The organism is Streptomyces poriticola (genome assembly GCF_036689765.1).
Classification (GTDB): Bacteria; Actinomycetota; Actinomycetes; order Streptomycetales; family Streptomycetaceae; genus Streptomyces; species Streptomyces poriticola.
Map to the genome: position 1 here is coordinate 86,537 of NZ_JBAGKH010000018.1, position 21,889 is coordinate 108,425.

General features: G+C 73.7%; 25 protein-coding genes. 11 read left to right on the plus strand and 14 right to left on the minus strand.

Annotation, left to right across the window (positions count from 1 at the left end):
* The first annotated feature begins 71 nt into the window (after positions 1 to 71).
* Both V5O46_RS21375 and V5O46_RS21380 read left to right on the plus strand, forming a co-directional pair.
* Positions 72 to 869, plus strand: a complete 798-nt coding sequence (locus V5O46_RS21375) for a VOC family protein (RefSeq protein WP_332886254.1) — start codon at positions 72 to 74, stop codon at positions 867 to 869.
* A 39-nt stretch (positions 870 to 908) separates the two neighbouring features.
* Positions 909 to 1,610, plus strand: a complete 702-nt coding sequence (locus V5O46_RS21380; protein ID WP_332886255.1) for a ribonuclease H family protein — start codon at positions 909 to 911, stop codon at positions 1,608 to 1,610.
* A 34-nt stretch (positions 1,611 to 1,644) separates the two neighbouring features.
* Here the strand turns inward: V5O46_RS21380 and melC2 are convergent, their stop codons facing one another.
* Both melC2 and melC1 read right to left on the minus strand, forming a co-directional pair.
* Positions 1,645 to 2,469, minus strand: a complete 825-nt coding sequence (gene melC2 / locus V5O46_RS21385; RefSeq protein ID WP_332886256.1) for a tyrosinase MelC2 — start codon at positions 2,467 to 2,469, stop codon at positions 1,645 to 1,647.
* A 34-nt stretch (positions 2,470 to 2,503) separates the two neighbouring features.
* Positions 2,504 to 2,902 (minus strand): apotyrosinase chaperone MelC1, encoded by a 399-nt coding sequence (gene melC1, locus V5O46_RS21390; protein WP_332886257.1) that lies wholly within the window; start codon positions 2,900 to 2,902, stop codon positions 2,504 to 2,506.
* 347 nt (positions 2,903 to 3,249) lie between these two features.
* Between melC1 and V5O46_RS21395 the strand changes: the two genes are divergently transcribed.
* From V5O46_RS21395 to V5O46_RS21405, 3 genes are all read left to right on the plus strand, one after another.
* Positions 3,250 to 4,458, plus strand: coding sequence for an FAD-dependent monooxygenase (locus V5O46_RS21395; RefSeq protein ID WP_332886258.1), 1,209 nt, complete (start codon positions 3,250 to 3,252; stop codon positions 4,456 to 4,458).
* Between the two features lie 41 nt (positions 4,459 to 4,499).
* The gene (locus V5O46_RS21400; protein ID WP_332886259.1) at positions 4,500 to 5,483 is read left to right on the plus strand and encodes an aldo/keto reductase; all 984 of its coding nucleotides are present in this window, start codon (positions 4,500 to 4,502) and stop codon (positions 5,481 to 5,483) included.
* Between the two features lie 212 nt (positions 5,484 to 5,695).
* Entirely contained in the window at positions 5,696 to 6,121 is a 426-nt protein-coding gene (locus V5O46_RS21405) for a DUF6328 family protein (protein ID WP_408649033.1), read from the plus strand.
* An 8-nt stretch (positions 6,122 to 6,129) separates the two neighbouring features.
* Here V5O46_RS21405 and V5O46_RS21410 read toward each other — a convergent pair whose 3' ends face one another.
* The 4 genes from V5O46_RS21410 to V5O46_RS21425 all read right to left on the minus strand — a co-directional run bounded on the left by V5O46_RS21410 (position 6,130) and on the right by V5O46_RS21425 (position 10,330).
* Positions 6,130 to 7,722, minus strand: a complete 1,593-nt coding sequence (locus V5O46_RS21410) for a serine/threonine-protein kinase (protein ID WP_332886261.1) — start codon at positions 7,720 to 7,722, stop codon at positions 6,130 to 6,132.
* A gap of 341 nt (positions 7,723 to 8,063) precedes the next feature.
* Positions 8,064 to 9,023 (minus strand): threonine/serine dehydratase, encoded by a 960-nt coding sequence (locus V5O46_RS21415; protein ID WP_332886262.1) that lies wholly within the window; start codon positions 9,021 to 9,023, stop codon positions 8,064 to 8,066.
* A gap of 28 nt (positions 9,024 to 9,051) precedes the next feature.
* A complete protein-coding gene (locus V5O46_RS21420; RefSeq protein WP_332886263.1) occupies positions 9,052 to 9,729 on the minus strand; it encodes an AIM24 family protein in 678 nt (225 codons plus the stop codon).
* A gap of 178 nt (positions 9,730 to 9,907) precedes the next feature.
* Entirely contained in the window at positions 9,908 to 10,330 is a 423-nt protein-coding gene (locus V5O46_RS21425) for a CAP domain-containing protein (protein WP_332886264.1), read from the minus strand.
* A gap of 240 nt (positions 10,331 to 10,570) precedes the next feature.
* On the opposite strand from V5O46_RS21425, the gene V5O46_RS21430 reads away from it, so the two are divergent.
* Complete coding sequence (locus V5O46_RS21430) at positions 10,571 to 11,443, plus strand: universal stress protein (RefSeq protein ID WP_332886265.1); 873 nt, start codon at positions 10,571 to 10,573, stop codon at positions 11,441 to 11,443.
* Between the two features lie 18 nt (positions 11,444 to 11,461).
* Here V5O46_RS21430 and V5O46_RS21435 read toward each other — a convergent pair whose 3' ends face one another.
* The 3 genes from V5O46_RS21435 to V5O46_RS21445 all read right to left on the minus strand — a co-directional run bounded on the left by V5O46_RS21435 (position 11,462) and on the right by V5O46_RS21445 (position 14,447).
* Positions 11,462 to 12,694, minus strand: a complete 1,233-nt coding sequence (locus tag V5O46_RS21435; protein WP_332886266.1) for a DUF4032 domain-containing protein — start codon at positions 12,692 to 12,694, stop codon at positions 11,462 to 11,464.
* A 9-nt stretch (positions 12,695 to 12,703) separates the two neighbouring features.
* Positions 12,704 to 13,450 carry an MBL fold metallo-hydrolase gene (locus V5O46_RS21440; protein WP_332886267.1) on the minus strand — a complete coding sequence of 249 codons (747 nt, stop codon included), beginning with the start codon at positions 13,448 to 13,450 and terminating at the stop codon, positions 12,704 to 12,706.
* A gap of 367 nt (positions 13,451 to 13,817) precedes the next feature.
* Complete coding sequence (locus tag V5O46_RS21445) at positions 13,818 to 14,447, minus strand: alpha-ketoglutarate-dependent dioxygenase AlkB (protein WP_332886268.1); 630 nt, start codon at positions 14,445 to 14,447, stop codon at positions 13,818 to 13,820.
* A gap of 147 nt (positions 14,448 to 14,594) precedes the next feature.
* Here V5O46_RS21445 and V5O46_RS21450 point away from each other — a divergent pair, with 147 nt between their 5' ends.
* Positions 14,595 to 15,248 carry a TetR/AcrR family transcriptional regulator gene (locus V5O46_RS21450; protein WP_332886269.1) on the plus strand — a complete coding sequence of 218 codons (654 nt, stop codon included), beginning with the start codon at positions 14,595 to 14,597 and terminating at the stop codon, positions 15,246 to 15,248.
* Positions 15,249 to 15,276: 28 nt separating this feature from the next.
* Positions 15,277 to 16,950 carry an FAD-binding dehydrogenase gene (locus V5O46_RS21455; RefSeq protein ID WP_332886270.1) on the plus strand — a complete coding sequence of 558 codons (1,674 nt, stop codon included), beginning with the start codon at positions 15,277 to 15,279 and terminating at the stop codon, positions 16,948 to 16,950.
* Between the two features lie 25 nt (positions 16,951 to 16,975).
* On the opposite strand, the gene V5O46_RS21460 is transcribed toward V5O46_RS21455, so the two are convergent.
* The 3 genes from V5O46_RS21460 to V5O46_RS21470 all read right to left on the minus strand — a co-directional run bounded on the left by V5O46_RS21460 (position 16,976) and on the right by V5O46_RS21470 (position 18,497).
* Entirely contained in the window at positions 16,976 to 17,353 is a 378-nt protein-coding gene (locus tag V5O46_RS21460; protein ID WP_332886271.1) for a DUF488 domain-containing protein, read from the minus strand.
* On the minus strand, positions 17,350 to 17,490 hold the full coding sequence (locus V5O46_RS21465) for a hypothetical protein (RefSeq protein ID WP_332886272.1): 141 nt from the start codon (positions 17,488 to 17,490) through the stop codon (positions 17,350 to 17,352). The genes V5O46_RS21460 and V5O46_RS21465 overlap by 4 nt, the downstream gene beginning before the upstream one ends.
* A gap of 107 nt (positions 17,491 to 17,597) precedes the next feature.
* Positions 17,598 to 18,497: a LysR family transcriptional regulator ArgP gene (locus tag V5O46_RS21470; protein WP_332886273.1), complete on the minus strand. Its 900-nt coding sequence runs from the start codon at positions 18,495 to 18,497 to the stop codon at positions 17,598 to 17,600.
* 82 nt (positions 18,498 to 18,579) lie between these two features.
* On the opposite strand from V5O46_RS21470, the gene V5O46_RS21475 reads away from it, so the two are divergent.
* Positions 18,580 to 19,194: a LysE/ArgO family amino acid transporter gene (locus tag V5O46_RS21475; RefSeq protein ID WP_332886274.1), complete on the plus strand. Its 615-nt coding sequence runs from the start codon at positions 18,580 to 18,582 to the stop codon at positions 19,192 to 19,194.
* Positions 19,195 to 19,244: 50 nt separating this feature from the next.
* On the opposite strand, the gene V5O46_RS21480 is transcribed toward V5O46_RS21475, so the two are convergent.
* Positions 19,245 to 19,700, minus strand: a complete 456-nt coding sequence (locus tag V5O46_RS21480; protein WP_332886275.1) for a cyclic nucleotide-binding domain-containing protein — start codon at positions 19,698 to 19,700, stop codon at positions 19,245 to 19,247.
* 337 nt (positions 19,701 to 20,037) lie between these two features.
* Positions 20,038 to 20,259: a hypothetical protein gene (locus V5O46_RS21485; protein WP_332886276.1), complete on the minus strand. Its 222-nt coding sequence runs from the start codon at positions 20,257 to 20,259 to the stop codon at positions 20,038 to 20,040.
* Positions 20,260 to 20,540: 281 nt separating this feature from the next.
* Here V5O46_RS21485 and V5O46_RS21490 point away from each other — a divergent pair, with 281 nt between their 5' ends.
* Together V5O46_RS21490 and V5O46_RS21495 are read left to right on the plus strand one after the other, a co-directional pair.
* Positions 20,541 to 21,410, plus strand: coding sequence for a SigB/SigF/SigG family RNA polymerase sigma factor (locus V5O46_RS21490; protein WP_332886277.1), 870 nt, complete (start codon positions 20,541 to 20,543; stop codon positions 21,408 to 21,410).
* A gap of 28 nt (positions 21,411 to 21,438) precedes the next feature.
* A complete protein-coding gene (locus V5O46_RS21495) occupies positions 21,439 to 21,870 on the plus strand; it encodes a hypothetical protein (RefSeq protein ID WP_332886278.1) in 432 nt (143 codons plus the stop codon).
* Positions 21,871 to 21,889: the final 19 nt, after the last annotated feature.

Sequence of the window (21,889 nt, forward strand, 5' to 3'; positions counted from 1 at the left end):
CCACCCTCTGCCACCGACGAAGACGCACCCGTGACCCGATCGACCAACCACCTCAACGGGAGGTTTCGGCCATGGCCGCACAACCTGAGGGAGCCCCTTGCTGGGCCGACGCGATGTTCACGGACCTCGAGGGAGCCAAGAGCTTCTACGGCGAGGTCCTCGGCTGGACGTTCGGCGAGTCCTCGTCGGAGTTCGGTGACTACACGACCGCCTACGCGGACGGCAAGGCGGTTGCGGCGGTGGTGCCGCCGATGCCCGGCCAGGAGGGCCTGTCGCAGTGGTGCCTCTACTTCGCGTCGGCGGACGCGGCCGCGACCGCCGCGAGGATCCGCGACGCGGGCGGCGAGGTGCTGATGGAACCGATGCAGGTCGGCGACTTCGGCACCATGTGCCTGGCCCGCGACCCGGGCGGCGTCGTCTTCGGCCTCTGGCAGGCCGGGACCCACGAGGGCTTCGAGGCGATGGCCGTGCCCGGCGCCTACTGCTGGGCGGAGGTCTTCACCCGCGAGCCCGGCAGGTCCGACGCGTTCTTCCCCGCCCTCTTCGGCTACCAGAGCCGCCAGATGGAGGACGACGCGATCGACTTCCGGATCTACGACCTGGGCGAGCAGACCGTCCTGGGCCGGATGGAGATGGGTGACGACTTCCCGCCGGAGGTGCCCGCGTACATCAACGTCTACTTCGCGGTGCCCGACTGCGACGAGGCGGTGTCCCGGGCCACCGGGCTCGGCGGTGTGCTGCGGTTCGGGCCGATGGACTCGCCGTTCGGCCGGTTCGCGGCGCTCAGCGACCCGCAGGGCGCGAACTTCTCGGTGATCGACGTCACCACCACCCAGGGAGAGATGCCGAAGCTCTCGGACATCTCCTGAACCGGACCCGGGGACCTGGAGGCCCGGTACCGCCATGGCATGATCGGGCCCATGCGTGAATGTGTGGTGGCCGCGTGCGACGGGGCCTCGAAGGGCAACCCCGGGCCGGCGGGCTGGGCCTGGGTCGTCGCGGACGAGACCGAGACCCCGGCCCGCTGGGAGGCCGGGCCGCTGGGCCGGGCCACCAACAACGTCGCCGAGCTCACCGCGCTGGAGCGGCTGCTGGCGGCGACCGACCCCGCCGTCCCGCTGGAGGTCCGTATGGACTCCCAGTACGCCATGAAGGCCGTCACCACCTGGCTGCCCGGCTGGAAGCGCAACGGCTGGCGGACGGCCGCCGGCAAGCCGGTCGCCAACCAGGAGCTGGTGGCGCGCATCGACGAGCTCCTGGCGGGCCGCTCGGTCGAGTTCCGTCACGTACCCGCCCACCAGGTCGACGGAGACCGGCTGAACGACTTCGCCGACCGCGCCGCCAGCCAGGCGGCCACCGCGCAGGAGCCCGCGGGCAGCGGCCTCGGCTCGCCGGAGCCGCCGCCTGCGCCGGACACCCCGCCGACCGGGGTGCCGCGCCGCAGGCCGGGCAGCGCCCGCAAGGGCGGGGCGGCCTCCTCGCCGCGGACCATCAAGGCGAAGTTCCCCGGACGCTGCGTGTGCGGGCGCGGGTACGCCGCCGGGGAGTCCATCGCGAAGAACGACCGGGGCTGGGGCCACCCGGAGTGCCGCACAGCGGCGGCCGGATAGCGCCGGTCCCGGCGGGGCCTTCCGGCGGTGCCGATCAGTCGGTGTCGAACGTGTAGTACGGGGTGTGGTCGAGCAGGTCCGCCGGGGTCTGGTCGTTCCACGGCTTCATCGGCTCGTTCAGATCGACCACGTCCGGCGTCCCGCCGGCCGGCAGATAGCCGGAGCCGGGGTGCCGCCGCTGCCACTCGGTCCACAGCTTGTCGACATAGGCGTGGTGCAGCCAGAACACCGGGTCGTTGGGGGACACCCCGGTGGCCATCTGGCCGCCGACCCAGACATGCACCCGGTTGTGCAGATTGACGCCCCGCCAGCCCTCCAGATGGTTGCGGAAGCCGTCCGAGGCGCTGTTCCAGGGCGCCATGTCGTACGTCGGTATGGACAGCACCGACTCCACCTCGGCCCGGGTCGGCAGCTCCCACCCGCCGGCCCCCAGCGAGCGGCGCAGGAACGTGCGCCCGTCCACCCGCACGGTGATCGGCCAGTCGCCGGCGGACGCGGCGAACGGGCCGTCCGCCACCCGCCCGTCCCGGCTGCGGCCGGTGCCGCCGAGGAAGTCCGGCGCCCACAGCGATGCCCGTGCCGTGCGGTCGGTGGTCCAGTCCCAGTACGGCAGCGCCACCGAGGCGTCCACCGACTGCAGCGCTCTCTCGAACTCCAGCAGGAATCTGCGGTGCCAGGGCAGGAAGGACGGCGAGCGGTGCCCCGTGCGCTCGCCGTCGTCGGTGTCGGCGAGGATGAAGGCGTTGTGCGTCGTGACGAAGGAGTCGTAGCGGCCGGTGCGCTTGAGCTCCAGGACGGCGGCGACGAACCGCCGCTTCTCGTCGGAGGTCAGGCTCGCCTGGTTCTTGCGGACGGTCATGTGCGGGTGGCTCCCGGGATCTGTGCGGGCGGGGTCAGTGGACGGCGGGGGCGGAGAACGGCACGAGCGGTGCCCCCTGCAGCTCCTCGACCGCGGCCCGTGCCGCGGCGCGCGGGGTCGGCACCGGGTCGTAGTGGCTGATGACGCTGATCCAGGTGCCGTCGGCGTTGCGCATCAGATGCAGCTCCATGCCGTCGACGAACACGGCGTAGCCGGCACCGTGGTGGTGATGGGCGCCGCCGTCGACCGGGCGGCCCTGTATCCGGCGGCCCCGGTAGACCTCGTCGAAGGCGCCGGGGGTGTGGGCGTGGCGGTCATCGGCGGCAGCCGCGGCCCGGGCGCCGCCGGCCGTGAGCCCGGCGGCCGTTGCTCCGGCGCCCGCGGCGACGGCAGCCGCGGCGGAGAGGGCGCGGCGGCGGGTGAGTTCCGGCATACGGATCTCCTGACGGTTCGTAGGGTTGGCGACTCCGCATGCCTACCTGCGACGCCGTGAGCTCGGGAAATCCCGGAACGGTGGTTGGCTGTGATCCGGACAATTGCCAATATCCGGTACAGGATTGAACCAAGATGATCTTGCCGCCGAAGCGGGGTGCCGTGGCCCGGAAGGGGGAATTCCTTCCGTTCGCACCCGTGGTGCGGGCGGTGTTTCGCACGATGACCGATCTTGGACGTGTGCACCGGTCGCGGGAAGGTGACGCGATTCGAAGGGCCGGCCTCCTGTCGACCGGCTGTTACCCTGCGGTGCGAAATGACTGTTATGAGTAGATATCAGAGGTGTGAGTGAAGGTCGTCTGTGTCGGCGGCGGGCCCGCCGGGCTGTATCTGTCGATCCTGCTGAAGCGGCAGCACCCGTCCCACGACATCACCGTCCACGAACGCAACCCCGAGGGCTCCACCTACGGCTGGGGCGTGACGTACTGGCGCACCTTCCTCGACCGGCTGCACACGCACGATCCCGAGTCGGCGCGCGCCGTCGAGGCGGCGTCCGTGCGCTGGCGCGACGGCGTCGCCCACGTCCGCGGCCTGACCACCCGGCACCGGGGTGACGAGGGCTGTGCCATCGGCCGTCACCGGCTGCTGGAGATCCTCGCCGACCGGGCCCGGTCGCTGGGCGTCCGGCTGGAGTACCGGCACGAGACCGACCCCGCCCGGCTGCCCGCCGCCGACCTGGTGGTCGCCGCCGACGGCGTCGGCAGCGCGCTGCGCACCCGGTACGCCGGCCACTTCGGCACCGTGCGGCGCACCGGCCGCAACCCCTACCTCTGGCTAGGCACCAGCAAGGAGTTCGACTCCTTCACCTTCGCCTTCGCCGAGACCGCCCACGGGTGGATCTGGGCCTACGGCTACGGCTACGCCCCCGAACGCAGCACCTGCGTCGTCGAGTGCGAGCCGCGCGCCTTCACCGGCCTGGGACTGGACCGGAGGCCGGCGCCCGACACCCTGGCCCTGCTGCAGCGGCTGTTCGCCGGCGTCCTGGAGGGCCACCCCCTCACCGCCCGACCCGCGGCCGACGACGGTGCCCCCTGGCAGACCTTCCGCACCCTCACCAACCGCACCTGGTCCCACGGCAACCTCGTACTGCTCGGCGATGCCGCCCACACCACGCACTACTCCATCGGCGCCGGCACCACACTCGCCCTGGAGGACGCCATGGCCCTGGCCGCCGCCCTGCGCACGCACCCCGCACTGCCGGACGCCCTCGCCCACTACGAACGCCGGCGCAAGGCCGCTCTGCTGCCGGTGCAGAGCGCGGCCCGGCACAGCGCCCAGTGGTACGAGAACCTCCCCCGCTACATCGATCTGCCCCCGGAGCGGATGTTCGCCCTGCTCGGCCAGCGCCACTCGCCGCTGCTGCCCCATGTCCCGCCGCAGCTGTACTACCGGCTCGACCGCGCCGCCGGGCACCTGGAGCCGCTGCGCCGCCTCAAGCGCTGGCTCGGGCCGAGGCTGGCCCGCACCGTGCACGCCCGGCAGACCCCGGACGGCTGACCACCGGACGACACGCCGCCGCCCGATGACAGACTGACACCATGGAAGAGCGCACATTCGGCAGATCCGGTCAGCACGCGTCCGTGGTCGGTCTGGGCACCTGGCAGCTGGGCGCGGACTGGGGACACGTCGACGACCGCCAGGCCCTCACGGTCCTGGAGACGGCCGCCGAGGCCGGGGTGACCTTCCTCGACACCGCGGACGTCTACGGCGACGGACGCAGCGAGGAGACCATCGGTACGTTCCAGCGCAGCCGGCCCGATCTGCATGTGCTGGTCGCCACCAAGATGGGCCGTCGCGCCGACCAGATCCCGCAGAACTACGTCCTGGACAACTTCCGCGCCTGGAACGACCGCTCCCGGCGCAACCTCGGCGTCGACGTGCTGGACCTGGTCCAGCTGCACTGCCCGCCCACCCCCGTCTACTCCAGGGACGAGGTCTTCGACGCACTCGACACCCTGGTCGCGGAGGAACGGATCGCCGCCTACGGGGTCAGCGTCGAGACCTGTGCCGAGGCCCTCACCGCGATCGCCCGGCCGAACGTGGCGAGCGTGCAGATCATCCTCAACCCGTTCCGCATGAAGCCGCTGCGCGAAGTCCTCCCGGCGGCCCGCCGGGCGGGCGTCGGCATCATCGCGCGGGTGCCGCTCGCCTCGGGCCTGCTGTCCGGCAGGTACACCGAGGACACCGTCTTCGCCGCCGACGACCACCGCACCTTCAACCGGCACGGCGAGGCCTTCGACCAGGGCGAGACCTTCTCCGGCGTCGACTACGCCACGGGGGTCGAGGCCGCCGCCGAGTTCGCCGCCCTCGCCCCCGGGGGATACAGCCCCGCCCAGCTGGCGCTCCGCTGGATCGTCCAGCAGCCCGGTGTGACCACCGTGATCCCCGGCGCCCGCTCCCCGGAACAGGCCCGCGCCAACGCGGACGCCGCGCGGCTGCCCGAGCTGTCCGGGAGGACCCTCGCCGCGATCGCCGACCTCTACGACCGGAGGATCAGGCACCGGGTCGAGTCCCGCTGGTAGCCCGGCACCCGCACCGGGCCCGCGAGGGCGCTCCGCACCGCCGCGGCCGTCCGCCGCGGACCGGCGGGACACGGATCCCGGCTCCGGGGAACCCGGGAGGGGAAGAGTCGACCGGCCACAGGGAGGACACCGTGACGGGCACGGGTGCGGAACCGGACGGAACCGGCAGGCGCCGGGGGCGCGACGAGAGCGAGGAGGAGCGCGCCGACCGGATGTGGACCGAGCTGATCCAGGAGGTCCGCGTCGCGCAGATGGGCGTGCAGATCCTGTTCGCCTTCCTGCTGACGGTGGTGTTCCAGCCGACGTACCGCGAGCTGTCGGACACCAACCAGACGATCTACCTGGTGACGGTCGTCCTCGGCGCCTGCGCCACCGGCGCGCTGATCGCCCCGGTGTCCCTGCACCGCCTGGTGTCCGGCCGGCGGGTCAAGCCGCAGGCGGTGCGCTGGGCCTCCCGGCTGACCCTGCTCGGCCTGCTTCTGCTGCTCGCCACCACGACCTCCTCGCTGCTGCTGATCCTGCGCGTCGCCACCGGCGACGGCTTTGTGCCGTGGGTGGTCGCCGGCGTGGTCGCCTGGTACCTGCTGTGCTGGTTCGCGATCCCGCTGTGGACCCGGCGCCACCACACCGCCGGCTGAACCGCCCCTCAGTCCCGCGGCTCGCGGAACGTCTCGAGGAACGTGGCGAGCGCCTCCTGGTTCCCGGCCTCGTCCCAGTCGGCGGCCGGGGTGGTGAAGCGCAGGGAGAAGCTCCGGCCGCCGCCGAGCAGATAGCCGCGCCCGAAGGTGCGGACCCGGGTGCCGTCGTCCTCGGCGAGCCACTCCATGTCGGCGGCCTCGCGCCCGCGGTAGGTCGTCGCACGGATCTCGCCGAGCCGTTCGTACCCGGCCGACCGCAGCAGCCCGGGCTCGACGTCGTCGCGCCAGACCGCCACCGGGTCCGGCCCCACCCGCTCGCTGTAGGTGACCGCCAGCGTGCGCGGGTCGCCGGACGCGCCGAAGACCACGCGGTACGCCACACCGGACACGCGCGAGGTGTCCACCCGCCGCCAGTCCTCCGGGAGGGCGACGGAGAAGCCCTCCTGCGCGGTGAAGGTGTCGAAGCCGGCCGGCAGCGCGGGCGCGGAGGGCGACGGGGAGGGCGAGGGGGTGGCCGGGGAGGCTGACGGTGCCGGGGTGCCGGGCGCGGGAGTGCCGTCCGGAGCGGCGGGCACCGAGGGGCGCGGCCGCGACGAGGCCGGCGAGTCCGCGGTGCCGGGCAGCCCGTAGGTGGTGGCAAGGACGGCCACCGTGACCGTGACGACGGCCAGCGTGGTGCCGGCGATCATCGTCCGACTGCTCCACCGCCGGCTGACCCGGGCGGCTGCGGCGCAGGCGCCGCGCAGCCGGGGGCGGAGGGCCGTGGGAGGGACCGCGTCGGCCTCCTCGCTGAGCGCCCGGGTCAGGGCCTCGCGGATCACCGGCCGGGTCAGCCGCTCCCGGGAGTCCTTGCGGAGCAGCCCCTGCACCGCCTGAGTGAGGGGACCGGCGCGCAGCGGGGTGCGCAGCGGCAGCCGGTCCACCCCCTTCAGGGTGTCGTCGGGGCTGCCGCGGTCCCGGAACGGCGGACGTCCCTCCACCATCGTGTAGAGGATCGCGCCCAGCGCCCACAGGTCGGCCGCCGGACCGATGCGCTCGTCGCGTGCCTGCTCGGGGGAGGCGTACGACGGTGCGGTGAGCCGGGGCGCGAGGGTGGCGCCGGCCAGCCCGAAGCCGGTGACCACGACGGAGCCCTCCTCGCGCACGAGCACCTGGCCGGGGCTCAGCTCCCCGTGCGTGATGCCCTGCCCGTGCGCGGCCTCCAGCACGTCCAGCACCCCGAGCCCGATCCGCGCCGCCCGAACGTAGTTGAACGTGCCCTGCTCGGCGAGGAGTTCGCTCAGCGGAACGCCGCGGACCCACTCGGACACCGTCCACAGCGAACCGTTCTCCACCACGGCGTCGATGGCCCCGGCGACCCGGTCCGAGCACAGCAGCCCCATGGTCTCGGAGGTGCGGATGAACCGCCCGGTGGCGCGGCGTGCGCTCTCCACGGCCGTATCCTCGGGCAGCCCGATCCGGGCGACCAGACACGGGCGGGCGGCCTCGGTGTCCTCACCGGACCAGCAGATGCGGTTCGTCTCCCGGTGGAGGATCTGGAGAAGGCGGTACCTTCCGGCGACCCATTCGTGTGTGGAGACCTGCGCCCTTTCCATGGCCATCCCTCGTTCGCGCCCTGGCTCTCAGCTTGACCACAGGTACGGTGAGCGAGCCGGGGTGTGTTCAAAGGAACACCAACTCCGGTGCGTGTTCTTTCGCTTCTTCATGAAAAGGCGAGCACGTGTGCGAGAAAATACGGCCGATCCGGCCACACCGTCCCTCACCTCGGCAACCTGGAGCGTTGTCCGTCCGGGGAATTCCCCGGGCCGGGGCGAGAACCGGAATTCCCGCCCCACCAGGTGGTAACCGTGGGTAAGCCGGTTCCTGCCGTCATCGGGAACGCCCGCTGTGCAGGCCGGAATTCACCGTCGTCCGCGCTCGGCCCGGCCGCACTCAACCCGCGTCACTGCAACCCGAACCGGGCGGTCCACTCCGCCATGTCCGCGGTGGCCGCATTGCCCCCGCACACGACCAGCCCGAGCCGCGCCCCGTCACCCACCCGCTCGAGCACGCGCCGCGCGGCCGGCAGCAGACACCCCGCGGCCGGCTCGGTCCACAGCTTCGCGTGCTCGGCCAGCTCCAGCGATCCCCGTACCGCCTCCCGGTCCGGCACCACCAGCACCTCGGTGACCAGCGCCGCGGCATGCTCGTACGTCAGCCGCGACACCGAGGGCGCGCTCAGCGTGGTCACCAGCGACGACAGCGGCACGGGCACCGGGCCGCCCGCAGCCAGCGCCCGCGACATCGCCTCGGCGCCCTCGGTCTCCACGCCCCAGATCCGCACCCCGGGGCGGCGGGCGCGCAGCGCCGCGGCGACCCCGGCGATCAGTCCGCCGCCCCCGATGCTCACCAGGACGTCGGTCAGCTCCTCGGCGTCGTCGGCGAACTCCAGCCCGACGGTGCCCTGCCCGGCGACCACCTCCGGGTCGTCGAAGGGGTGGACCACCGTCAGCCCCTCCTCGCCCAGCCGTGCCGCGAGTGCGAACGCCTCGTCCATCCCGTCGGTCAGCCGCACCGATGCCCCCGCCTCCCCGGCGATCCGCACCGATCGGGCCGCCGCCGAACGCGGCATGACCACCGTGGCCTTGACATGGAGCGCCGCGGCCATCACCGCCAGGGCGATGCCGTGGTTGCCGCCGCTGACCGCCACCACCCCGGCGGCCCGCTCGGCCTCGCCGAGCGACAGCAACTTGGCCGTCGCGCCGCGCGCCTTGAAGGAGCCGGTGCGCTGCAGCAGCTCCAGCTTCGCCGCCACCGGCACGCCCAGCAGCGCGGCCAGCCCCGGGCTGGGCACCGTCGGGGTGCGCACCACATGCCCGGCGATCCGTTCGGCGGCGGCTTCGATCCGCGAGATCCCGATCAAGGAAGTCTCCTCGTCCCTTCCGGCGCGGTCAGTGCTGCTGCGGCTTCTGCGGGGTCGCCTCGCTGGGGCGCACCACGACATGCCCCTGGCCCTGCAGCACCAGCTGCACCGCCTCCCCGGAACCGCCGCGCAGCATCGACCCGATGGACTGCGAACGGTACAGGGAGGTGTCCAGCCCGGCGGTCCAGCCGACGACGGCGTCCGTGTCGACGTACACCGGGTACTGCGGGGCGACGGGGATCACCAGCGGAGTGCCCTCGCACACCAGCCCGAGCTTCCCCTGCCCGGTGAACACACTGTTGAACAGGCCGCCGCCGGTGATGCCGGCCCCCTTCACGGTGGCGATGCGGTACGACAGACTCGCGTCGAAGCACAGCACGTTGCGGCCGTTGACGGTGAACTCGTCGCCCGGGTCGACATCGACGACGAAGCAGTTCTGCGCCTGGTGCGCGAACCAGGCCTCGCCCTGCCCGCGCACCGCCATCAGCGGCAGGCCCTCCCCGGTGACCGCGCGCTTGAGCATGCCGCCCACGCCCTGGCCCTTGCGCTCGAACTGGAGGCTGCCGCGGTAGGCGACCATGGCGCCCTGCCGGGCCAGCATCTCGCCGTCGACCGTGTAGCGGATGCACTTGGAGTTCTCGACGGTCATCCCCGGAGCCCGGGCCGGCTGCACCATGTGCTCACCGGAAAAGAGGTCACCCTTCATATCGGCATCCTCGCCCGGACGCTCCCGTTCCGCCAAGATCGCCTCCGGCCGGATCCCAGCTGCCGGTCCTCAACGGCCCAGCACCTGCGTCCGGTACGGGCCCGCCCGGCCGCCGCCCGCCGGCCCGACCCCGAGATGTGCGATCCGCCCAGGATGTCGGCGTGGTGACCGGGGCTGTTCATCCAGCCCTCCACCACCTCGGCCGGGGTGCGTGGGCCGCGGGCGACGTTCTCGCCGGCCGCGCACCGCCGTTCGGGGCCGGTGCGGGAGCAGACGGAGATCCCGCCCCCGGTCTGTACGCTCGGTGCGTCCCCGCCGTGACGGCGGCGTGGGCGCGGGCCGCGGGGGCCAGCCGGGCGTCCAGCTTCACGGGCGGGGAACCGGCCGCGGCACGCGCCGAGTTGACCGCCCGGAGGAAGCCGTCCGCGGTGCCCGGGATCTCCGCGGCGACGGCCACGCCGACGTCCGCCGGCGCTCCGTCGTCCAGCACCTCCACGCCGAGGTCGCGGGCGAGTCCGGCCAGTCCGTCGGCGTGCCCCTGCCCGGGGGCGCGCAGCTTCCAGCGGTGGCCGCGCCGGCAGGACTCGGCCGGCAGCAGCACCCGTCTGCCGCTGCGCCGGCGGCGAGGTGAAGCGCGCGAGGCTGCGGCCCCGGGCATCGGTGACCCGGAGCGCGGGGACCAACTCGCTCATGAGGCCGCCCTGTCTGCTGCTCGCGCTCCGGAGAGGGCGCCCGGACAACGTCCGTCACCCGGCCCCGGTTCCCGGATGCCGGGCTCGGACTGGTGAAGACTGGGCAGACGCACCTCAGGGCACCGAAGCCACACAGGGAGGAGCCGCGCATGACGCGCCCGGTCACGGCAGGGTGGGACGGTTCACCGGAGAGTCTGGCCGCACTGGCCTGGGCGGCCAGGGAGTCCGTGCGGAGGGGGACGCCCCTGCGCGTGGTGCACGCCTGGCGGTTCCAGCCGATGGAGGCGGCCGGGGTGACCCACCGGGACACGCAGGAGCAGTGGGTGCGGGACACGGTCACCGCCTCCGCCCGCACGGTCACCGGGCACCGCCCCGGCCCGGAGGTGATGGTCGACGTCGTGGAGGGCGACACCGTAGCCGTACTGCTCGCCGCCGCGGCCGACGCCGCAACCCTGGTGCTGGGCTCGCGCGGGCACGGCCGGATCGTCGGCTTCCTGGTCGGCTCCGTGGGCCAGCAGGTGATCGCCGAGACGCCGTGCCCCGTCGTCCTGGTCCGGGCGGAGACCGGGTCCGCCGGCGAGGCGGCCGGCCGGGAGATCGTCGTCGGCCAGCACGGCGAGCCCGAGGACAGCGCCGACGTCCTGCGGTTCGCGTTCGAGGCCGCCGCGTCCCGGGGCGCCACCGTCCGTGCGGTACGGGCCTGGACGCTGCCGCCGGTGTACGCCTACAGCCCGGCCACCCTGAAGCTGTTCGACGAGGCCGGGGGACTGGAACCCTACGAGGAACAGGCACTGGCCGCGGCGCTGCGGCCGTGGCGGGAGCGCTTCGCGGACGTGCCGGTCGTGGAGCAGGTGGAGATGGGCAGCGCCGGGCAGGTGCTGCTGTCGGCGGCGGGCGGCGCCCAGCTGCTCGTCGTCGGCCGCCGGTCCCGCCGCACGGCCGTCGGCACCCGGATCGGCTCGGTCGCCCACGGCGTGCTGCACCACGCCGGCTGCCCGGTGGCGGTCGTCCCGCACGGCTGACCCGGCCGGTCCGGCGCCTCAGCCCGGCTCCGTCCGCGGGGTCCGGCCGGCCTTCGGGAGGAAGTTCTCGACGTAGTCACGGACCGCCGTATCGAGGCCGATGTCCTGCTGGGCCCGCTCGGAGAGGTACCAGCGGTGCTCGAGCAGCTCGTGGTAGATCTCCGCGGGGTCCATCGCGCCGCGCAGTTCGCGGGGGACCGCCCGCACGGTCGGCCGGAACACCTCCCGCACCCACCGGTGGGCCAGCACCTCGGGGCGGGCGCCGAGGGGGTCGCCCGGCGCATGGTCGTCCTGGGTGGCCATCCAGGACTCCAGGTCGTTCAGCAGCCTGCGGGCCTGGTTCTCCTCGGTGTCCAGGCCGGTCAGGCGCAGCAGCTGCCGCTGATGGTGGCCGGCGTCGACGACCTTGGGCACGAAGGTGACCGTGTCACCGTTGGAGGCGTGCTCGATCTGCATCTCGGCCACGTCGAAGCCGAGGTCGTTGAGCCGGCGTATCCGGCGCTCGATGTAGTGGTACTTGCCCGCCGGGTAGACGGAGGTGCGGGTCAGCTCCTGCCACAGGCCCTGGTACCGGGCGCAGATCCCGCTGCCGAACGCCACCGGGTCGACGGACGGGTGCAGGGCCCCCGACGCCTCCAGGTCCAGCAGCTCACCGCTGATGTTCACCCGGGCGAGATCGAGGTCGTAGTCGCGCTGCCCGGGGCTGAGCCGCGGATGCAGCTCGCCGGTCTCGGCGTCGACGAGGTACGCGGCGAAGGCGCCCGCGTCCCGCCGGAAGAGCGTGTTGGAGAGCGAGCAGTCGCCCCAGGCGAACCCGGCCAGGTGCAGCCGCACCAGCAACACCGCGAGGGCGTCCATCAGCCGGTGCATGGTCGCCGGGCGCAGGGTCGTCTCGAACATCGACCGGTACGGCATGGAGCCGCCCAGATGCCGGGTGATCAGCACCGGCTCCAGCGCACCGCCCGCCGTGCCGGTGCGCCCGGTGACGACGGCGAGCGGGTCCACGGCGGGGATGCCGAGCCGGTCCAGGTCGCGCAGCAGCTCGTACTCGCGCAGCGCCGGACGCTCGGCCAGCTCCTTGACGGCCACCACCTCGTCGCCGGCGCGCGCGTAGCGGACGACGTGCCGGGAGATGCCGCGGGGCAGCGGCACCAGGTACTCCTCCGGCCACTCCTCCAGCGGCAGCTGCCAGGGCAGTTCGAGCAGGAGCGCCGGATGCTCCGGGTTGGTGGCACTGATCTGCAAGGCCATGGCCCGACTCTAGAACGCCCGTTCCCGGGCCCGGTGCGCGGCGTCCTTCACCGGGCCGTGGTGGACCGGCCCGTGTCCGGGCAGCAGGAGGTCGCCGTCGAGCCGGGCGAGGACGTCCAGCGATGCCAGGGTCCGCGCCCGGTCGCGGTGGAACATGCCGGGCAGCAGCTGCGGCCCCCGCACCCGCGACGTGGGGTGGCCGCTGACCAGCGCGTCGCCGGAGACCACCACCCCGGCGTGCGGCAGATGGTAGGCGCAGTGCCCGTCGGTGTGCCCGGGGGTGTGCACCGGCACCGGCCGGCCGGGCAGATCCAGCGCACCGGTCTGCGGGAACGGCTCGGGAGCGGCGACCGGGACCCGGGCGGTGCCGCCGGAGCGCAGCACGTGCACCGCCCAGGGCAGCACCCCCGGCCGCAGGCCGTTGCGCAGCACGGTGGGCACGGAGACCTGGTGCAGGAAGTCCCGGCGGGCGTGCGGCACCTCGGCGGTGTGCAGCTGGACCGGTGTGCCGAAGGCGGTGCGCAGGTACTCGGCGGAGCCGAGGTGGTCGTTGTGGGCGTGGGTGATCAGCACCGCCGTCACGGCCCGGGGCGAACCTCCCACCGCCGCGAGGGAGTCGAGCAGCCCCTGCCGGTCACCGGGATAGCCGGTGTCGATCAGTGTCAGCGCGTCCCCGTCGGTGAGGATGACCCAGTTGGTGCTGCTGCCGTGCACCAGATAGGTGCCGTCCGCGACCTGCCGCACATCCGCCCGCATGATCGTCCCCAGGGTGAGGTCCGTGTCGTACGGGCACCAGGAAAGCAGATCAGGCGGCGGGCCGCGGGTGGTGGCGCATGCCGGACAGGAATCGGGTGGCCCGCGTGCGGCGTACTGCTGACCCGTACGACACGAGGATCACCACCAGCGATCCGGTCACGAGCGCCGCGTACGCGAACCCGCGGGGCTCGCGGCGAGGGCCGGGTGCCGACGCCGGCGGCCAGGAGGAGCACGGGCATCGGTGCGCCGGGCCGGCGCCCGCACCGGGTCGGCTCCCGTGCTCGTCCGGGGCCTCCTCCCGAGCCGTTCGCCCGGTGTCCGGCAGCCCCGCGCGGGAGGACGGCGTTCCGTGACGGGTGAGCGCGCCTCACTTCACCCCGTGCGGGCGGAACTGCACGCTGATCCGAGGTCCCGCGGCGCGCCCGGACTTGGGTACGCAGTGCTCCCAGGTGCGCTGGCAGGAGCCGCCCATGACGATCAGGTCGCCGTGGCCGAGCGGCCGGCGGACCGTGCCGGCGCCGCCGTGCACCGGGCGCAGCAGCAGGTCCCGGGGTGCGCCCACGGAGAGGATGGCGACCATCGTGTCCTCCCGCGCGCCCCGGCCGATCCGGTCGCCGTGCCAGGCCACGCTGTCCCGGCCGTCGCGGTAGAGGCACAGCCCCGCGGTGGTGAACGGCTCGCCGAGCTCCCCGGCGTAGTGCGCCGACAGCGCGTCGCGCGCCTCTGCCAGCACCGGACGGGGGAGCGGGTCACCGGCGCCGTAGAAGGCGAGCAGCCGGGGCACGTCGACCACGTGGTCGTACATGGTGCGCCGCTCGGCGCGCCACGGGACGCCGGACGCCAGCTCCTCGAACAGCGTGTCCGAGCCGGTCAGCCAGCCCGGGAGCACATCGATCCAGGCGCCGGAGCCGAGGCGGGTGCGGCGCAGCCCGTCGAGGGCGCCGAGCCGGACCTCGTCGGTCTGGTCGAACAGGGAGCCCTGGAGGTGCGTGGTCATGGCACAAGCCTAGCCTTTATTCGAAAATATGTTCCAGTCGAGCGGTGCTGGGGCCGCGGGCGGATTCCTGCACGGGGTCTTTGGGTACACGCGTGTATCGGATACATTCGCGTATCCGCCGGAGGGCGGGGAACGGAGGGCGCGGGCATGAGCACCGAAGGCACGGCGGGGCGGGTCACCAGGCGCCGTGCCCGGACGCGCGCCAACCTCCTTCGGGCCGCGTTCACGGTCTTCGCAGCCAAAGGCTTCGGCCATGTGACGATCGAGGAGGTCTGCGAGGCCGCCGGCTACAGCAGGGGCGCTTTCTACTCCAACTTCGCCGGCCTCGACGAACTGTTCTTCGCCCTCTACCGGGAGCGGGCCGACCTGATCGCGGAACAGGTCTCCGGCGCCCTCGCCGCGGACGGTGCGGACGGGGGCGACCTGGACGTCCGCGCCGCCGTCGACCGCGTCACCGACGTCCTGCTGCTCGACCGGGACTGGCTGCTGGTCAAGACGGACTTCCTGGTGCACGCCGCCCGCGACCCCGCCGTGGCCCGGACCCTGCTGGCGCACCGGGCCCGGCTGCGGCAGGCGATCGCCGACCGGCTCGCCCGGGCCCGTGGCGGCACCCAGCTGCCCGCCGTGCTCGCCGACGCCGACGGGGCGGCCCATGCCGTGGTCGCCGCCTACGACGGAGTCACCACCCAACTGCTGCTGGACCGGGACGTGGTCCGCGCCCGCGCCTGGCTGGCCCAGCTGCTCACCGCGCTGCTCACCGACGGCAGCGGCGGCACCGAACGGGCCGCGCACACCGAATGAGCCGGACAACGAGGAAGGGACGGTCGCCATGGACGCCGACGTCATCGTGGTGGGAGCGGGCCTCGCAGGCCTGGTCGCGGCACACGAGCTGACCAGCCGGGGCCGCAGGGTCGCGCTCGTCGACCAGGAGAACGCCGCCAACCTCGGCGGGCAGGCCTTCTGGTCCTTCGGCGGGCTGTTCCTCGTCGACTCCCCCGAGCAGCGGCGTCTCGGCGTCAAGGACTCCTTCGAGCTGGCCTGGAACGACTGGCAGGGCAGCGCCCGGTTCGACCGGCCGGAGGACGAGGACTCCTGGGCGGTGCGCTGGGCCCGTGCCTACGTGGAGTTCGCGGCCGGGGAGAAGCGCTCCTGGCTGGACGGCCACGGCATCAGACTGCTGCCCACCGTGGGCTGGGCCGAGCGCGGTGACCTGCGCGCGCACGGTCACGGCAACTCCGTACCCCGCTTCCACATCGCCTGGGGCACCGGGACCGGCGTCGTGGAACCGTTCGTGGGGTACGCCCGGCAGGCCGCCCGCGACGGGCTGCTCACCTTCCACCACCGCCACCGGGTCGACGAGCTGATCGTCGAGCAGGGCACGGCCCGCGGCGTACGCGGCACGCTCCTCGCCGAGGACATCTCGCCCCGGGGCGTCGCCTCCAACCGCGACGCCGCCGGAGATTTCGAACTGACCGCCCAGGCTGTGATCGTCACCTCCGGCGGCATCGGCGCCGACCACGACATCGTCCGGCGCCACTGGCCGGAACGCCTCGGCACTCCGCCGCGCGAGATGGTCACCGGCGTGCCCGCCTACGTCGACGGACGGATGCTCGACATCAGCGCGGCTGCGGGCGCACGCCTGGTCAACCGCGACCGGATGTGGCACTACACCGAGGGGGTGCGCAACTGGGACCCGATCTGGCCCGGCCACGGCATCCGCATCCTGCCCGGCCCGTCCTCCGTCTGGTTCGACGCCCTCGGCCGCCGGCTGCCCGAGCCCTGTCTTCCCGGCTACGACACCCTCGGCACCCTGAAGCATCTGCGCACGCGCGAGGACCTCGCGGAGCACGACCACTCGTGGTTCGTCCTCACCCAGCGGATCGCCGAGAAGGAGTTCGCCCTGTCGGGCTCCGAGCAGAACCCCGACATCACCGCCAAGGACCGCAAGGCCTTCCTGCGCGAGCGGATCCTCGGCAAGGGCGCGCCCGCCCCGGTGGAGGCCTTCCTGCGCAAGGGTGCGGACTTCGTGACCGCGCCCGACCTGGAGCAGCTGGTGGAGAAGATGAACGCGCTGACCGGCAAGCCGCTCCTCGACGCCGCCGGGGTCCGGCGCCAGATCGAGGCCCGCGACACCCAGATGGCCAACCCCTACAGCAAGGACGCCCAGGTCCAGGGCATCCGCAACGCCCGGCGCTACATCGGCGACCGCCTCGGCCGGGTCGCCGCCCCGCACCGCATCCTCGACCCCGCCGCCGGGCCCCTCATCGGCGTCAAGCTGCATGTGCTCACCCGCAAGACCCTCGGCGGCATCCAGACCGACCTGGACTCCCGCGCCCTGGGCGCCGGCGGCACCCCGGTGGAGGGCCTGTACGCCGCCGGGGAGGTGGCCGGGTTCGGCGGGGGCGGTGTGCACGGCTACAACGCCCTGGAGGGCACCTTCCTCGGCGGCTGTCTGTTCTCCGGCCGTGCGGCAGGCCGGGCCGCGGCCCGGCAGACCGGCTGACCGCACGGGGCGGCCCGCCTGCTGCTCATTCGGCGCCGAGGAGGCGGGCCAGCACCGCGGCATGGCCGGCGGCGGGGGACCGCGACGCGGTCAGCAGGGTCACCGGGCCCCGGCGGACCAGCTCCCGCACCTCGTCGAGCGCGTCCGCCGCCTCCGGAGCGTCCAGCTCGGCCGCGTAGCGCGCGGCGAACTCCCGGAAGGAGCCCTCGCCCGCGTGGTACCAGCGGCGCAGACCCGTCGACGGGGTGATCGCCTTGGGCCAGTGGTCGACCTGCGCCGCGTCCTTCGCCAGCCCGCGCGGCCACAGCCGGTCCACCAGGACCCGGACCCCGTCGTCCGGTTCCGGCGGGTCGTAGACACGGCGCACCCGGATGGTCCCGGCACCGCCGCCGTGCCGGGTCATCCGCCCGGGCGGCGGCGGACCGCCCTGGCCCGCCCGGTCCGCAGCAGGGCCGGGCCGGCGCCGCCGACGGGGAGGAACCGATCGGGGTCCGCGGAGCGGCCCGTGGCCCGCTCCCGCCGGTCGTCCATGAAGCTCACCTGTGCTCCACGCGGTCTCGCGTCCTCGGGGATGTCTCACCCGCCAGGGTCACCCGCCGGTGCCCCTGGGAAACCGCCGGCCGGCGGTCAATTCCCGGCCCGGGGGGTCAGCGGCGCAGCGCCTCGGCCGCCACCCCCGCCACCGCCTCGGCGACCGCCGAGAGCGCCGGTGAGTCCAGCCGCCACTGCTGCCAGTGGAGGGGCACGTCGACCGGGAGGTCCGGGGCGAGACCGACGAGCCGCCCGGAGCGGAGCAGCGGGCCGGCCTGCTGCTCGGGCACCATGCCCCAGCCCAGGCCGGCGGCGACCGCCTCGACGAACCCCTCCGACGTGGGCACCAGGTGGCGCGCCGCACTCGCCGCGCCGTGCCCCCCGCCGAGCTGCCGGACGAAACCGTCCTGGAAGTCGTCGCGCCGGTCGAAGGCCACCACCGGTGCCCCGGCGAGCAGCTCGGGCAGCGAGCCGGCCGGAAACCGGTCGGCGAAGCCGGGGGCGGCCACCGGGAAGTAGCGCATGCGGCCCAGCGCCCGCACCGAGCAACCCGGCACCGGGTCCGGTGACGAGGTCACCGCCGCCATCACCGTGCCCTCCCGCAGCAGCGCCGCGGTGTGGTCCTCGTCCTCGCGGCGCAGCTCGAAGCAGAGCGGCGGCTGCTGCGGCACCCGGGTGAGTGCGGCCGGGAACCAGGTGGCCAGCGAGTCCGCGTTCACCGCCACCGATACCCGGGTCGGCCCCCCGGCCGCCCCGCTCAGCCCCAGCTCGGCCTGCGCGTCCCGCTCCAGCCGCGCCAGCTGCCGGGCCAGCCGCACCAGCACCGCGCCGGACTCGGTCGGTCGCACCGGCTTGGTGCGCAGCAGCAGCACCCGCCCCGTGCGCTGCTCCAGCGCCTTCATGCGCTGGCTCACCGCCGACGGCGTCACATGCAGCACGGCCGCCGCAGCGTCGAAGGTGCCCTCGTCGACCACTGCCAGCAGGGTGCGCACCTGATCCAGCGGAAGCTCCGCCAAGCCCGTCCTCATCACAGCAGCTAAGGATACGTAAGAATCTTTAGCTGTACGTCAGGTGATCGTCCGGCCTAGCGTCGGGGCCATGACCAACGCCCTCACCGCCGCGGCGGCCGGATTCGGCACCGGCCTCTCGCTCATCGTCGCCATCGGCGCCCAGAACGCCTTCGTCCTGCGTCAGGGGCTCCGCCGTGACGCCGTCCTCGCGGTGGTCGGCATCTGCGCCCTGTCCGACGCCGCGCTGATCGCGCTGGGTGTCGCAGGGGTCGGCGCGGTGGTGGTGGCCTGGCCGGAGGCGCTGACCGTGGTCGGCTGGGTCGGCGGGGCGTTCCTGCTGGGATACGGTGCGCTGGCCGCGCGCCGGGTGCTGCGGCCCGGCGGCGCGCTGACCGCGGACGGTGACGCCGCGGGGTCCCGGCGGCGGGCGGTGCTCACCTGTCTGGCGCTGACCTGGCTCAACCCGCACGTCTACCTGGACACCGTGTTCCTGCTGGGCTCCGTGGCCGCCGACCGCGGGGAACTGCGCTGGACGTTCGGTCTGGGCGCGGTGCTGGCCAGCCTGTGCTGGTTCGCCGCGCTCGGGTTCGGCGCGCGGTTCCTCGGGCGGTTCCTGTCCCGGCCCGCCGCCTGGCGGCTGCTCGACGCCCTGGTCGCCACGACCATGATCGTTCTGGGTCTCACCCTGATCGCGGGAGCCTGAACCGGCCCCTCGCACCGGGGGGCGGCCCGCGCCTCACCCCGGCAGGTGCCTCACACCGGCCCGCGCCGGTGCACCGTGTACTGCTCCATGAGCCTGCCCCGGGTGGTCTCCAGCCGGTGGGCGAGGATCTCCGCGACCGAGCGCACCAGTACCAGTCCGAGCGCCGGGTCCTCCTCGCACAGCGCGAGCACCGCCTGCGCGTCGAACTCGTAGGCGCGCACCGGGCTGAACGCCTCCGCCCCGAAGTCCCACTGGTGCGGCGGGAAGAGCCAGGACCAGCCCAGCAGATCGCCCGCGCCGAGACTGGCGACCGTCACCCGCTGCAGGGACGACACGCGCTGGGTGAGGGAGACCGCACCGGAACGGATCACCCAGAACCGGTCGGCGCTCTCTCCCGCCTCGAAGATGCGGACGTCCTCGGCGAACGCCACCTCCCGGGCGAGCGCCATCAGTCGCTCGCGCTGGGGCGGTGGCAGGGCGGTCAGCAGCTTGATCGCTTTGGTCATGACGCGGAGCTCCTCGCCGACAGTCCGGTCCCGGGGCTTTCCCTACGCCCATTTCAGCCGCTGCCGCCGCCCTGGGCACCTCGGAGGACGGCGGATCCGGCGGAGATTCCGTGCCGGTGGCGCGAACCCGGCGACCGGACCGCCGCACCCGCCGCACACGTCCCGCCCGGCACACCCGCGGGCATGAAGGAGCCCTGGCTGGACGGGGGAAGCCAGCCAGGGCTGTCAAGGGTGGTGCACGGAGGACGGCTGCGGTCGACCCCGCCACCACGTATGGATGAACGCTAAACCATCTAGGGCTCCGCCGTGAAACCGGAACGGCGTCGCGTGACCCGTCTCACTCCGCGGACCGGTGCCGGCCCGGGGTCAGCACCTCGTCCAGCACCCGCACCACGGCCTCGAAGGCCACCGTCCGCACCGCCGCCTCTCCGGATCCCGCAGGGTCCGTGGCCCGCAGTTCGTCCCGGCGGGCCCGCCAGGCCCGCGCCTCCCGGACGGCGCAGGCACGCGCCCGCTGCATCCGCCGCAGCAGTTCGTCGGAGTCCACCACATCGGTCATGCAGTCCGCGTACCCGCCCTCGGCCGTCCCACGGCGCGCAACCCCTCCCCGAGTTGCCGTCCTGCCCGAGGCGCAGCACCGTGGTGGTACCGCTCGAATTCTTTCGGAGAAGCGGAGAGAAGCGGAGTTTGTCCCCCCGAGCGAGGGGCAGTCGCAGTTTCGTGCTTCGGACCGGAGGCGCAGCAGCGGGAGCGTCACGGCTGCCCCGGGCCCCTCCAGGCCGTCCGGCCGGCCCCGTTCCCGCGGAGAGTCCCTGAAACAGAGTTCAGGAGCGAGTCCGCATGCTCATCGACACGCCCGCAACCCGTCCCGCCGCACCCGAACCGACCCCTGCCCACCCCGAGACCGCCCGGCCCGCCCGGCGACGGCACGACGACGCCCCGGACACCACGGCTCTGTTCGCCCGGCTCGCGGTGCTCCGGGACGGACCCGAGCACGACGCCGTCCGCGACGAACTGGTCACCGCCTGGCTGCCCATGGCCCACCGCATCGCCGGACGGTTCCGCGACCGCGGGGAGTCCGTCGAGGATCTGCGCCAGGTGGCGGCGCTGGGGCTGGTGAAGGCCGTCGACCGGTTCGACCCGGAGCGGGGCGCCTTCGAGAGCTACGCGGTGCCCACCATCACCGGCGAGGTCAAGCGGCACTTCCGGGACCGGATGTGGGCGCTGCGGGTGCCCCGCCGGGTACAGGAACTGCGCAACAAGGTACGGGTGGCACGCCGCGAGCTGACCCAGAACCCGGGCAGCCCCGAACCCACCGTCGCCGACATCGCCGCGCACACCGGGCTCACCGAGGACGAGGTCGCCGCCGGGATGGAGGCACTGGAGAGCTTCAGCACCCTGTCCCTGGACGCCGAGCTGTCCACCGGCGACGACGGCTACAGCCTCGCCGACACTCTCGGCGCCACGGACACCTCCTACGACGTCGTCGTCGACCGCGAGTCCGCCAAGGAGGGCCTGCGCCGGCTGCCCGAGCGCGAGCGCGCCATCCTCTACATGCGGTTCTTCGAGGACATGACCCAGAGCCGGATAGCCGACCGGCTGGGCATCTCCCAGATGCACGTCTCCCGCCTGATCAACCGCAGCTGCGCCCGGGTGCGCGACGAGGCCCTGGGGTCCCGCCCCTGCCGCCGCGCCACGGACCGGGCCTGAACCGCACAGGGAGGGGAACACGGCCAGGATGAACGAACACGAGATCCCGCCGGACGGCCGTCCCGTGGACGTCTACCTCGACCTCCTGCGCATCCGCATGGACACCGAGGACTACCGGCTGCTGCTCAGGGTGGTGGAACCCGTCCTGCGGGCCATCGACGAGGACCAGCTGCCCACCATCGACTTCTCCCTGGACGGCCACGAAGCCGACGCGCTGCCCCAGGAGGTCCGCGACGAGGCCGCCCTCGTCATCGCCACCGCCGTCACCGGACGGCTGGACAACGAGGTCGTCGAGATCAGCACCGACGAGACCGGACCGGTCAGAGTCGTCACCGACGCGGTCACCGCGTCCGACCCGGCCCGGCTCGACGCCATCGCCGACTACCTCCGGGAACGGCACCGGCAGAACGCGGAGCTGCGCGGCATCGCCGAGGTCAGCGGCCTGCCCACCGACTTCTGAGCCGCCCGCCCGGGGCCCG